A 12,496-nucleotide genomic window follows, 5' to 3' on the forward strand; every position below is an offset into this window, starting at 1 on the left:
AGCAAGGCGTTATCGAGTATAGTGGTCTTAGCCGAGTAGAGCAGAGTTGAGCGAAGTTGAGCAGAGCAGAGCGAAGTACATATGGAAGGATGCGGGACACCGGGTAAGAACCGGAATCCGCCTGGCGTAGCCCTTCATTGACCGCCGATTGGCGCACGGGTCCACAGGGACCGGTGGCTGACGGAAGGAAGATGGCGGGAGAACGGCCGCGGCACCTGCGCATCCTCTGCATGGTCCTATGCGAATGCCAACCACCTCTGTCCTATGGGCAGAGGTTTTTTGTATAGTCTTTTTTGTATAGTCAGAAGAAGGAGGAACGAGCGAAATGACGAGTCCCAAGGTAGAGCAAGTCCTGTCCCTGGCACGGCAGTACAATCTGATTCCGGTCGTCAAACGCCTGCTGGCCGATATGGAGACGCCGATCCGGCTGTTTCAGCGCTACGCAGAGCGCGACCGGGCGTTTTTACTTGAAAGTGTGGAGGGCGGGGTCCAATGGGCGCGTTATTCGTTCATCGGCAGCGATCCGTTCCTTCTGATTACCGGGAAGAAAGGCGAAGTTCACGTCGAGATCGGCGGCCAGCAGCGAACGCTCACAGGCAAGCCCGTCGAGGAGCTGAAGACGCTGCTGCGCTCCTACCGCTCTCCGAAATTGCCGGAAATGCCGCCCTTCACAGGCGGAGCGATCGGATTCTTCGGCTACGATCTGCTTCAGTATTACGAGAAGCTTCCGGCGCACGCCAAGGACGATCTGCAAATGGACGACATCCGGTTCATGTTCTGCGACCGCATCATCGTCTTCGATCATGTGAAGCAGCAGATTCTGCTGGTCGGCAATCTGCATGTGAAGGACGGCGATACCGACGAGAATATCCGGACCAACTATGAAGCGCTGGTGCGCAAGCTGGATGAGACGGCGGAGGAGCTTCACCGGGAAGGACCGAAGGAGAACCTCAACACCCGCAGCATTCCGCAGGAGACGGAGCTGGGCCGGATTGAGTCCAACCTGACGAAGGAGCAGTTCATTGCCAATGTGGAACAAGCCAAGGCGTATATCCGGGCGGGCGATATCTTCCAGGTGGTCCTGTCCCAGCGCTTCCATATCGACACCGAAGCTTCGCCCCTTCAGGTCTACCGGGTGCTGCGCACCGTCAACCCGTCCCCCTATATGTACTATTTGAAAATGGATGAGGACATCATCGTCGGCACCTCTCCGGAAGCGCTCGTCAAAGTAGACGGCGACCGGGTGGAGACCCGGCCGATTGCCGGAACCCGTCCCCGGGGCAAGAGCGAAGCGGAAGACCGGGAACTCGCCGCCGAACTGCTTGAGGATGAGAAAGAGCGGGCGGAGCATCTCATGCTGGTCGATCTGGGCCGCAACGATCTGGGCAGGGTATCGGCTTTTGGAACGGTAAAATGCGATTCCTTCATGGAGATCGAGAAGTACTCCCATGTGATGCATATGGTATCGAATGTCTCCGGCACGCTGGCCGAAGGCAAAGATTTCTTCGACGCCTTTCTGTCCTGCCTGCCGGCCGGCACCGTCTCCGGCGCTCCGAAACTGCGGGCGATGGAGATTATTGCGGAGCTGGAGAAAGAGGCGCGCGGCGCCTACGCCGGAGCGATCGGATATCTGGGCTTCTCCGGCAATATGGATTCCTGCATTACCATCCGGACGATCATTTTCCGCGGAGGCCGCGCTTATGTTCAGGCGGGAGCCGGCATTGTCTGGGATTCGGTGCCGGAGAAGGAGTATGAAGAGACCGTCAACAAAGCGGCAGGAATGCTGAAGGCCATCCGCATCGCGGAGGCCATGTTCCCGAGACGCAGTCAGGAGAGCGGCATACTGAATCAGGATTACTTGTACCGGGTGCGTTGACCCGGGGAGGAAGCGGAGGAAGGAGAAGATGAGAATGAGTGCAAATGCCCAGCAGCTTATGCAGGAAGGAATCAGCAGCCTGCTTCAGGGACGGAATCTGGAGCGCGGCGAAGCGCGCGCGCTTATGGGCGCGATCATGGAGGGTGAAGCGACTGCGGCCCAGATCGGGTCGATGCTGACGGCTCTACGAATAAAGGGAGAGACGGTCGAGGAAATTACCGGCTTCGCAGAAGCGATGCGCGGATTCGGCAGCCGGGTCTCCACCGAGAACCGAAGACTGCTCGATACCTGCGGCACCGGCGGGTCGGGCATCCATAAGTTCAATATCTCGACGGTCTCCGCCCTGATCTCGGCGGCGGCCGGTGTGCGGGTCGCCAAGCACGGCAACCGCTCGGCTTCCGGCCGCGTCGGCAGCGCCGATGTGCTGGAGGCGCTCGGCGTCGGCATTCATCTGAATGCGGAGCAGGCCCGCCGCTGTCTCGACAGCATCGGCATCTGTTTTCTCTTTGCGCAGATTTATCATCCGTCGATGAAGCATGCCGCCGCTCCGCGGCGGGAACTGGGCTTCCGCACCGTCTTCAATATGCTTGGCCCGCTGACCAACCCGGCGGGGGCCGACCGCCAGCTTCTCGGCATTTATGACCGCGAGAAGACGGAGACGGTGGCAGCGGTACTGAGAGAGCTGGGTTCGAGACGGGCGATGGTCGTCAGCAGCCTGGAGGGCCTGGACGAGATCAGCATTTCGGGACCAACCCGGGTCTCCGAGCTGCGGGGCGGCGAAATCAGAACCTATGAAATCCGGCCGGCAGACCTGGGGCTTCAGGAGCACCGGCTGCAGGATGTTCTTGGAGGAGATGCTGCCGAGAATGCGGCGATTATCCGCTCTGTGCTGGAAGGCGTCCTCACCCCGTACCGGGACATTGTGCTGGCCAATGCGGGAGCATGCATCTACGTGGCAGGACTGGCCGACAGCCATGCGGAAGGGGTCCGGACGGCTGCCGGGACAATCGATTCGGGCGCGGCGCTCCGCAAGCTGGAGCAGCTTACAGCCCTCACAAAGGAGCTTCAATATGTATCTGGATAAAATTGTCGCCACCAAAAAACAGGAAGTCGCGCTCCTGGAGCGATCTTTTAACCGGCTTGAGGCGGAGCGCGCCGTCTTGGCGATGGCCCCGACCCGCGGGTTCCGGCGCAGACTGACCGAGGGCCGGAACCGGTCCATGGGGCTGATTGCGGAAGTCAAGAAAGCTTCGCCGTCCAAGGGGTTGATCCGGCCGGATTTCAATCCGGTCCGAATCGCCGAAGCCTATGCGGCGGCAGGCGCCGATTGTCTGTCCGTGCTGACCGATGAATCGTACTTTCAGGGAAGCGGGGATTACCTGCGGCAGATTCGCGCAGCCGTGGATCTGCCGCTGCTGCGCAAAGATTTCATCATCGACGAGCGGCAGATTGTTGAAGCCCGTCTGCTGGGAGCGGACGCGGTGCTGCTGATTGCAGCGATCCTGGAGCCTTCCGTGCTTCGGGCTTTGGCCGACAAAGCGGCTTCTCTCGGGCTGGATGTGCTGATTGAAGTGCACAGCCGGGCGGAATTGGAGGCTGTGGCTTCCACCGGAGCATTTGAGCTTCAAGGCGCCATGCTTGGCATCAACAACCGGAATCTGCATACCTTCGAGACGTCGCTGGCAGTGACGGAGGAACTGGCCGCCCTTGCGGTCCCCGGCGTGCCGGTCATCAGCGAGAGCGGGATTGCAGGACCGGAAGACATTGCTTATCTGGCTTCAGCCGGAGCGGTCGGCGTGCTGGTGGGCGAGTATTTCATGTGCCGCGATGACGTAGAGGAAGCGGTACATGGCCTGCTCGGCCGACTTCCGGCCGGCAAAGGGCGAGGGTGAAGAAATGGCCGGGTGCGGGACAAAAGTGAAAATTTGTGGACTTCAGGACGTTGAAGTGCTAAAATCTATGGTAGATTTAGAGATCGACTATATCGGACTCGTCTTCGCGCCGAGCCGCCGCAGGGTAACGGCCGGACTGGCGGCAGAGCTGGCCGCCGAGCTGAAGAACTGGCGGAACGGGGAGCCTCCTCTGGCTGCCGGTGTATTCGTGAATCCGGGCCCGGAGGAACTGGACCGGATTCTGGCCGAGGTGCCGCTGGCCGTCGTGCAGCTGCACGGCGAAGAGAGCCCGGAATACTGCCGGGAGACGAGACGGCGCCATCCGGGTATTCAGGTGTGGAAGGCGCTGTCCGTCGGCGGCGAGGAAGAGGAACGGAATGCAGGCAGCGCCCCCGGACACGGACCTAAGGATCTGGACCCTTACGCCGGAGCCGTCGATGCCGTGCTGCTGGATACCTTCGATCCGGCCCGGCGGGGCGGATCGGGCAAGACGTTTGCCTGGGAGCGGATTCCGGCTTATCGGCAACGGGCCGAGGAGCTGGGCCTGCCGCTCTTCGTTGCCGGAGGACTCCATCCCGGCAACGTCCGGGAGCTGACCGGAGCTTATATGCCATACGGAGTGGATGTCTCCAGCGGAGTGGAGACTGAAGGGGCGAAGGATATCGCCAAGATGAAGGCTTTTGTCGAAAGGGTGAAAGGTTAATGAACCAGCAAGTACCGGACCAGCAGGGCCGCTTCGGCTCATTCGGGGGCCGTTTTGTACCCGAGACCTTAATGAACGCGCTGATTGAACTGGAGGAGGCCTACCGCAAGTTCAGCGCCGACCCGGAGTTCGGGCGTCAGGTGGACTATCTGCTGAAGCAGTATTCAGGACGGGAGACGCCGCTCTACTATGCGGAGCGGCTCACCGAGACGCTGGGCGGACCCCGGATCTATCTGAAGCGCGAGGATCTGAACCACACCGGCGCGCACAAGATCAACAACGCGATCGGACAGGGCATCCTGGCGAAGATGATGGGCAAGAAGAAGGTCATTGCCGAGACGGGTGCCGGCCAGCACGGCGTGGCCACGGCAACGGTTGCCGCCCTGCTCGGCCTGGAGTGCAAGGTCTTCATGGGCGAAGAGGATACGCGCCGCCAGCAGCTTAATGTCTTCCGGATGAAGATGCTCGGAGCCGAAGTGGTTCCGGTGACCTCCGGCAGCCGGACGCTGAAGGATGCAGGCAATGAAGCGCTCCGCTACTGGGTCAGCCATGTCGATGATACCTTCTACGTGCTCGGCTCCGTGGTGGGACCTCATCCGTACCCGATGATGGTCCGCAATTTCCAGCGCGTCATTGGAGATGAGACGCGGCGGCAGATTCTGGAGGCGGAAGGCCGCCTGCCGGATTTGCTTGTCGCCGCCGTCGGCGGCGGCAGCAACGCGATCGGGATGTTTTATCCTTTTGTCGAAGATGAAGGGGTAGGCATGATCGGCGTGGAAGCGGCAGGCCGAGGCATTGATACGCCGTATCATGCCGCCACGATGAGCAGAGGCACGAAGGGCGTATTCCAAGGCTCGATGAGCTATCTGCTCCAGGACGAGTACGGACAGGTGCAGGAGGCCCATTCCATCTCGGCGGGTCTGGATTATCCGGGCGTCGGTCCGGAGCATTCTTACCTGAAGGATATCAAGCGCGCGCAGTACGTTCCGATTACCGACAAGGAAGCGCTGGATGCGCTGAAGCTGCTCTGCGTAACAGAAGGGATTATTCCCGCTCTGGAATCCGCCCATGCCATCGCCCATGTAGCCAAGATCGCGCCCGAACTGTCCAGTGAGGATGTCGTCGTGATCTGTCTCTCCGGGCGGGGCGACAAGGACGTGGAGTCGATTATGGCTTATACGGAAGGAGAGGGATCGCTGTGACTGCACAAACGACCAACCGGATCGACGAGGCCTTCGCTCGGCTGAAGCGGGAAGGGCGCACGGCGCTGATTCCGTTTCTCACCGTTGGAGACCCCGATATTGCCGCGACTCTGGAGATTATCCGGGAACTCGAATCGGCCGGCGCCGATGTTCTGGAACTCGGCGTTCCCTATTCCGACCCGCTGGCAGACGGTCCCGTGATCCAGCGGGCGTCTTCCCGGGCGCTCCGGGGCCGGGTCAATCTCCGCGTCTGCATGGAGACGGCCCGGCAGGCCAGAGAGAACGGCAGCGAACTGCCGTTCATTCTGTTCACCTATTACAATCCGGTGCTGCAGATGGGCCTGGATGCCTTTTTTGCAGAATTAACGAACCATGAGATCAGCGGGCTGATTATCCCGGATCTTCCGGTCGAAGAATCGGCCGATATGCGCCGCCGCAGCTCGGAAGCGGGCATCAGTCTGATTCCGCTGGTTGCGCCAACCTCGGATGAGCGGATCGCCCGAATTGTGGACGGAGCAAGCGGGTTCGTCTACTGCGTCTCTTCCCTGGGCGTTACGGGCGAGCGTGCCTCGTTTCATTCGGATGTGGACCGGTTCATCCATTCGGTGAGGGAAGCTACCGATCTGCCCGTTGCGGTCGGATTCGGCATTTCGACAGCCGAGCAGGTGGAGCGCTTCTCCCGGATCTGCGACGGAGTAGTGGTCGGCAGCGCCATCGTGCGCAAGGTTGAAGAAGCGATTCCGCTGCTGGAGAATCCGCAGACCCTTGCTGAGGGTCTGTTGCAAATCCATGATTTTGTGGCACAATTAAAACCTAAGGCGTGAGCCGACTTGCATGCAGATCCCCTCGTACAGAGGGGGATATTTGAATAGTGGAGGAAGATCGATGAAGCCGAAACCGCATATCGTCAACCTGCCGGTGTATAAGCCGGGCAAGCCCATCGGTGAAGTGCAAAAGGAATTCGGACTGAGCGAGGTCATCAAGCTGGCTTCCAACGAGAATCCGTACGGACCGGCCCCCAGCGCCAAAGCGGCCATTCTGGGCGTCCTGGATGAGATCAGCCTGTATCCGGATGGCTCTGCCATTGAACTGACCTCCGAGCTTGCCGGACGTCTGGGCGTCGAGAATGATCAGATTCTGTTCGGCTGCGGATCGGACGAAATCATAGCGCTGATTGCCAGAGCTTTCTTCCTGCCGGGCGACGAGACCATCATGGCGGATCAGACCTTCTCGGTCTACAAGAGCAATGCCGACATTGAAGGAGCGGTCAGCATTGAGGTGCCTCTCAAGAACGGGACCCATGATCTGGATTCCATGCTGGCGGCCGTGACGGAGAAGACGAAGGTCATCTGGATCTGCAATCCGAATAATCCGACCGGAACGATTGTCTCCCGTACGGCGCTGGAGTCGTTCCTAGACGCCGTTCCATCCTCCGTGCTCGTAGTCCTGGACGAAGCCTATTATGAATATGTGACCGATTCCGATTATCCGGACGGCATTGCCCTTCTGCCCCGGTACCGCAATCTGGCGGTGCTCCGGACTTTCTCGAAGATTTACGGCTTGGCCGCGCTGCGCATCGGATACGGAGTGGCTTCGCCGGGTGTGATCCAGCTCATCAATCAGGTGCGCGAGCCGTTCAACACAACGGCGCTGGCTCAAGCAGCCGCACGGGCGGCGCTGAACGATCAGGCGTATGTGGAAGAATGCCGGGACCGGAATGCCCGGGGAATCGTTCAGCTTCAGGGAGAGTTCGACCGGCTGGGCCTGGATTATTACCCGGCTCACGGCAACTTCATCATGGTCGATGTGCGCAAGCCGGCTGTGGACGTCTTTCAGCAGCTGATGCGCAGAGGAGTCATTGTAAGAGCCGGCTTCGGATTATATCCGACCTGGGTGCGGGTGACGGTAGGGTCCGCGGAGCAGAACCGCGTCTTTATCCGGGAGCTGGAAGCGGTGCTGCAGGAGGAGAGCGTGCAGGCTTGAAGAAGATCGAACCGTAAAGCCTGCGCTGCGGAAACTTAATGGGGAAGGGTTGTACGAAAGACATGACCAAAATTGCGATTTTTGGCGTCGGCCTGATCGGCGGCTCTCTGGCGCTGTGCTTCAAGGGAAGAGACGGAATGACGGTGGTCGGCCATGCGCACCGGCCGGAATCCGCGGCCAGATATGTGAGCAGAGGGGTCGTCGACAGCGCAACGCTGTCTTTCGAGGAGGCGGCGCTGGGAGCCGACTTCATCTTCCTCTGCGTGCCGGTGGGCAAGCTGGAAGAGTACCTTCACCGGCTCAGCGAGCTGCCGCTGAAGGACGGCTGCATTATAACCGATGTCGGCAGCACGAAGGCAGGCATCGCACACTGTGCCAAAGCGCTGGATCTGGGCGGCGCGACGTTCATCGGCGGCCATCCGATGGCCGGTTCCGAGCGTTCTGGCGTTGAGGCGGCTTCGAGTCTGCTGTTCGAGAACGCCTACTACGTCCTTACCCCTCAGCCGGGGGCTTCCGAAGACGCCTATCTGGCGCTTCACAGCCTGCTTCAGCACACCCGCGCGCATATTGTAAGAATGGACCCCGAGCGCCACGACGAGATTGTCGGAGCGATCAGCCATCTTCCGCATGTGATTGCCGTGGCGCTGGTGAAGCAGATTCACGATTACGATGATGAGGATTCGCTCTACAGCACGCTGGCGGCCGGCGGCTTCCGTGACATTACGCGCATTGCTTCCAGCGATCCGGTAATCTGGCGGGATATTCTGCTGAGCAACCGCAGCGTGATGCTGGAGCTGCTTCAGGATTGGAACCGGGGGATTGAACGGTTCATGGGGCTTCTGGAGACGTCGGACGGAGACGGTATTCAGCGCGCCTTCGCCGAGGCGGGAGACTTCCGGGGAAGACTTCCCGAGCGGCGCAAGGGAATCATTACTCCGTTGTTCGATCTGCATATTGATGTGCCGGACCATCCCGGCATCATCGGCCGGATCGCTACCGAACTCGGAGACCGGGGCATCAACCTCAGCAACATGCAGATAATCGAGAGCCGCGAGGATGTGCCTGGCATCCTGAGGCTGTCTTTCCGGCAGGAGAAGGACTGGGAGCGGGCGAGAGAACTGCTTCAGCATCAGGATTATACGGTATATGTCTGAATACCACATTCATGGATAGAGGCGGCCGGGATTCTCCCGGCCGCCTTGCTGCGGATCGGGACATTGGGGCGGGGACATTGGGACGGAGCCCGGACAAGTCTGCACCGAGGTCAGCGAACAAAAAAAAGACCGCTTACAAGAAGCGGCCTCTGCTCACTGGAGCAGTAGTATTGGATAGGAGTGGAGAGAAACCATACTGTACTTTTATTATATGTATACGTTTACATTCTGTCAACCCCTTTTTTGAAAATGCTTACTTTGCGAGAGAGGCTGCGGAAAATCAGTCCCGGGCATCTAAAGATGGCGCTTTCGTGTCGACAAGGAACCGGTTTCTATTAAATGGAATAAGGTTACAAGTCTGTTTTTGTCACAACAGACCGAAGTGTGATACACTGAATTAGTATTTTTAGAGAATAGAGAGAAAGATCGACTCCCCATACCCATTGACTGAACAGCCGAAGTTGTGAATATACATAGTGATTGTGCGAGCAGAATGGTTAATTTATTTTGGAGAGACCGCAACTTTTTGACTCCCGGCCGGTACCTATTGATACATACGGCGGGGAACGACGTGCTATGGCGAGGAGGACTCACCCACCATGACGGATTCCCAGTTAATTCAGCAGATCAAACAAGGCGATACGGAGCTCTATTCGGAGCTGATGCGCCGCTACCAGCGTAAAATTCTGGCTTTTGTCTATCATATGCTTAAGAGTTCGCAGTTGGAGCACGCCGCAGAGGACCTTTGTTCCGAAACGTTCTACAAAGCGTTCAGAAGCCTTCATTCCTTCCGGGAAGTCGATGCCTCGTTCTCAACCTGGCTGTATACGATTGCCCGCAATACGGTTCTGAGCGAGCTGCGCAAGCAGCGGGCTGGCAATGTCTCTCTTGAGGAGAGCGGCTACACGCCTGTGGCGCCTGCGGATGTGGCCCCTGAACAAGCGGTGCTGCGAAGCGAACGAATGAATCTGGTGCGCCAGGCCATTAATAATTTGCCCGAGAAACAGCGCTCCGCGCTTATTTTGCGCGAGTACGACCAGATGGATTACCAGGAAATCGCCCTGGTTCTGGAACAGAGCGTCAGTTCCGTTAAATCGCTGCTGTTCCGCGCGAGAAGCAGCGTGAAGCTTCAATTGGAATCTTACTTTTATGAACCTCTATATGATGAGCACACCGAGAGGATGAACAGCCAATGAATTGCAGGGAAGCGCAGGAACGGATGCCGCTTCTGATCGATGTCAATCCCCAGGACCCCGAACGCAGACAGCTGGAACGTCATCTGTCGGACTGCGCCGGTTGTCAGGCGGAATGGGCGTTGCTTCAGGAAGGCAGCTTTCTGGCGCAATCCCTGCAGGATGCGGTCAGCGATGAACGCGCCGAGGCTATCAACGCCCGGGTTATGGAACGTATTTATCTGGAGAACCCTTGGCTTCTTCCGGGGGACGGCAAGAGCGCAGGGACGTCGGTGCCGTTTCGCCGGCGTCTTATGCTCTGGATCTCCTGCTTCTTGGCCGTGTTCCTGAGCAGTGTTCTCTACTTCGTCTTCTTCCAGCACAGCGCGGAGCCCTCCGCCGCTTCCAGCGGCATGATGCCGACCGGAGTCGCAGGATCGGCGGGCTGGGATCTGGCGCAGCCGGTAGCGTCCAGCCAGAGCGGAATATTCGAACCGCTCGTTGTGAACATGGACCCGACCCATCCGGAATATTGGATGCTGCTGTCGATGCTCGGCATCGCGCTGTCCGTCTTCTCGCTGCTTCGTCTCAATCGCTACCGCAGACAATAAGAGCCTTGTGTCCGCTTCGCCGGGCAGAGGCTCTTTCTTCTGGACGGCGGGACAAATGCAGGCTGCCTATGGTAAAGTAATAAAAACAATGAAAGGTGGATGTCATTTGATGTTAATCGGATTGATTCGTCACGGTCTGACCGATTGGAACGCCGTGGGAAGAATACAGGGACAAAGTGACATACCCCTTAACGACGAAGGCCGCAGACAGGCACAACTGCTCGCCGATCGGCTTCAGGAAGAGCCTTACCGCTGGGATGCCTGCATCACTAGCCCGCTCAGCCGGGCCGAGGAGACAGGCCGGATCATTGCCGGGAAGCTTGGCATTCCTCTTCTGGAGCCCGATGAACGGTTGCGCGAACGCTATTACGGTCAGATCGAAGGATTGACCGCCGAGGAGCGCGAAGCGAAATGGGGAACAGCCTGGGATCAGCTGGACCTGGGCCAGGAGAAAGATGAGCCTCTGCAGGCCCGGGCGCTTGCTTTTATGGAAGAAATCTCTTCCAGGCATCCGGATCAGAATCTGCTTGTCATAACCCACGGCGGCTTGCTGGCGCAGCTATATATCGCGCTCTATAAGAACCAATACCGGGAGCGCATCGGCAATCTGTCCCTGACTATACTGGAGAAAAAGGAAGCGGCATGGAATCCGCTGCTCTATAATTGCACCCGCCATATTTTGCAGAACCAGCGATAACCCGCCAACGATAACCCGTCAGCGGGTTATTTTTTTTGCCAGCAATGGAATAAAAAAAGCTTCATTTCCCATAATGGTATTAAAACGGCGAGGCGATGATGCGATGAATCTGGCGGAAATGCTCAGTTACGCGGATATCGGTCAGCTCCATGAGATGGCGAACCGGTACCGGTGTCCGAGTCAGACCCATTCCAAGCATGAACTGATCCAGTCACTGCTGGTGGCGCTTGGCAGCAATCAAGTGCTGGAATCTCTCATTCGGGAAAGCTCCCGCGCCGATCTCCGGTTCCTGAATGACCTGTTGTTCGATGACCGTCCCTTCCTCACCCCGGAAGATCTGCTGGCAGCCGCCGCCCGGGCGGCCTTCGACGAAGAAGGGAAGGGAAATCCACGGGAGAGAATCGCCCGGTTCAAGAACGGAGGCTGGCTGTACAGTGGTATTTCCGCACAGTCCCGTTACCTGTACCAGGTGCCCCGGGATTTGAAGAAGCGGGCCCGGCTCACCATGGGGCGTCTTCTGCAGGAGTCTGTCGGCGGAGCGGAAGAACCGGAAGCTTACCGGGATGAGGGGAATCTGGCGGCGGCGGATCTTGAAGCGCTGCTGCGTTTTATCGGAGAGTACCGGCCCGAGATCAGTTTGGACGGCGGCATGCACAGACGGTACCAGCAGCTCCTGATGAGCGCCCTGCATATCCAGGAGCCTCTGCTCGCCAAGGGAGGCTGGCGGTTCGGCTACGGCCGGGCCTGCGAGCACTATCCGCCAAGGCTTGCGCTGCTGGCCGACTATGCCAGGCACCGCCGATGGACGGCGGAAGAAGGCGGCCGGCTGGAGCTTACGTCCGCCGGGGCCGAACGGCTGGAAGAAGGAAAATCGGAATCGCTGTTAAACCTTTTCTCGTTTTGGTTAAGACTTTATAAAGGCGCAGTACCCAATCTTCCTTCTCTGGTTTATTGGATCAGCACCGCGGCGGCAGAGAACTGGATTGAAGTGCCTGCGCTCCAGCACAATCTCGATTACCTGATCAAACCGTTCTATTATGATACTCCGGAAACCATTCTGGAGAACCGCATTCTGCGGACGATGCTTCATTTGGGAATGATTCGAGCCGGCGATACCGCTGCCGGCCCTGTTATCCGGATAACGGAACGGGGACGGGAGGCGGCCGCAGCGGTGACAGCGGGTTAGAACGGTCGATCGGGCGCAAA

The 12,496-nt window shown here is 58.7% G+C and carries 12 protein-coding genes; all 12 read left to right on the plus strand.

Annotated features, from left to right (window positions below; translation table 11 throughout):
- Nucleotides 1-325: 325 nt before the first annotated feature.
- Complete coding sequence (gene trpE / locus F4V43_RS04600) at nt 326-1,876, plus strand: anthranilate synthase component I (RefSeq protein ID WP_150457075.1); 1,551 nt, start codon at nt 326-328, stop codon at nt 1,874-1,876.
- A 34-nt stretch (nt 1,877-1,910) separates the two neighbouring features.
- Complete coding sequence (gene trpD, locus F4V43_RS04605; protein ID WP_150457076.1) at nt 1,911-2,960, plus strand: anthranilate phosphoribosyltransferase; 1,050 nt, start codon at nt 1,911-1,913, stop codon at nt 2,958-2,960.
- The gene (trpC, locus tag F4V43_RS04610) at nt 2,947-3,768 is read left to right on the plus strand and encodes an indole-3-glycerol phosphate synthase TrpC (RefSeq protein ID WP_150457077.1); all 822 of its coding nucleotides are present in this window, start codon (nt 2,947-2,949) and stop codon (nt 3,766-3,768) included. The genes trpD and trpC overlap by 14 nt, the downstream gene beginning before the upstream one ends.
- Nucleotides 3,769-3,772: 4 nt before the next feature.
- Nucleotides 3,773-4,471, plus strand: coding sequence for a phosphoribosylanthranilate isomerase (locus tag F4V43_RS04615; RefSeq protein ID WP_150457078.1), 699 nt, complete (start codon nt 3,773-3,775; stop codon nt 4,469-4,471).
- Nucleotides 4,471-5,673, plus strand: coding sequence for a tryptophan synthase subunit beta (gene trpB / locus F4V43_RS04620; protein ID WP_150457079.1), 1,203 nt, complete (start codon nt 4,471-4,473; stop codon nt 5,671-5,673). Before F4V43_RS04615 ends, trpB begins: the two co-directional genes overlap by 1 nt.
- The gene (gene trpA / locus F4V43_RS04625; RefSeq protein WP_150457080.1) at nt 5,670-6,497 is read left to right on the plus strand and encodes a tryptophan synthase subunit alpha; all 828 of its coding nucleotides are present in this window, start codon (nt 5,670-5,672) and stop codon (nt 6,495-6,497) included. Before trpB ends, trpA begins: the two co-directional genes overlap by 4 nt.
- Nucleotides 6,498-6,558: 61 nt before the next feature.
- Nucleotides 6,559-7,656 carry a histidinol-phosphate transaminase gene (gene hisC, locus F4V43_RS04630; protein WP_150457081.1) on the plus strand — a complete coding sequence of 366 codons (1,098 nt, stop codon included), beginning with the start codon at nt 6,559-6,561 and terminating at the stop codon, nt 7,654-7,656.
- 62 nt (nt 7,657-7,718) lie between these two features.
- Nucleotides 7,719-8,810 (plus strand): prephenate dehydrogenase, encoded by a 1,092-nt coding sequence (locus F4V43_RS04635; protein ID WP_150457082.1) that lies wholly within the window; start codon nt 7,719-7,721, stop codon nt 8,808-8,810.
- A gap of 599 nt (nt 8,811-9,409) precedes the next feature.
- Nucleotides 9,410-10,006 carry an RNA polymerase sigma factor gene (locus F4V43_RS04640; protein WP_150457083.1) on the plus strand — a complete coding sequence of 199 codons (597 nt, stop codon included), beginning with the start codon at nt 9,410-9,412 and terminating at the stop codon, nt 10,004-10,006.
- The gene (locus F4V43_RS04645; protein WP_150457084.1) at nt 10,003-10,593 is read left to right on the plus strand and encodes a zf-HC2 domain-containing protein; all 591 of its coding nucleotides are present in this window, start codon (nt 10,003-10,005) and stop codon (nt 10,591-10,593) included. Before F4V43_RS04640 ends, F4V43_RS04645 begins: the two co-directional genes overlap by 4 nt.
- 109 nt (nt 10,594-10,702) lie before the next feature.
- The gene (locus F4V43_RS04650; RefSeq protein ID WP_150457085.1) at nt 10,703-11,290 is read left to right on the plus strand and encodes a histidine phosphatase family protein; all 588 of its coding nucleotides are present in this window, start codon (nt 10,703-10,705) and stop codon (nt 11,288-11,290) included.
- Between the two features lie 103 nt (nt 11,291-11,393).
- On the plus strand, nt 11,394-12,476 hold the full coding sequence (locus F4V43_RS04655; RefSeq protein ID WP_150457086.1) for a hypothetical protein: 1,083 nt from the start codon (nt 11,394-11,396) through the stop codon (nt 12,474-12,476).
- Nucleotides 12,477-12,496 lie beyond the last annotated feature (20 nt).

The organism is Paenibacillus spiritus (assembly GCF_008710135.1).
GTDB classification, from domain to species: Bacteria; Bacillota; Bacilli; order Paenibacillales; family Paenibacillaceae; genus Paenibacillus_AQ; species Paenibacillus_AQ glufosinatiresistens.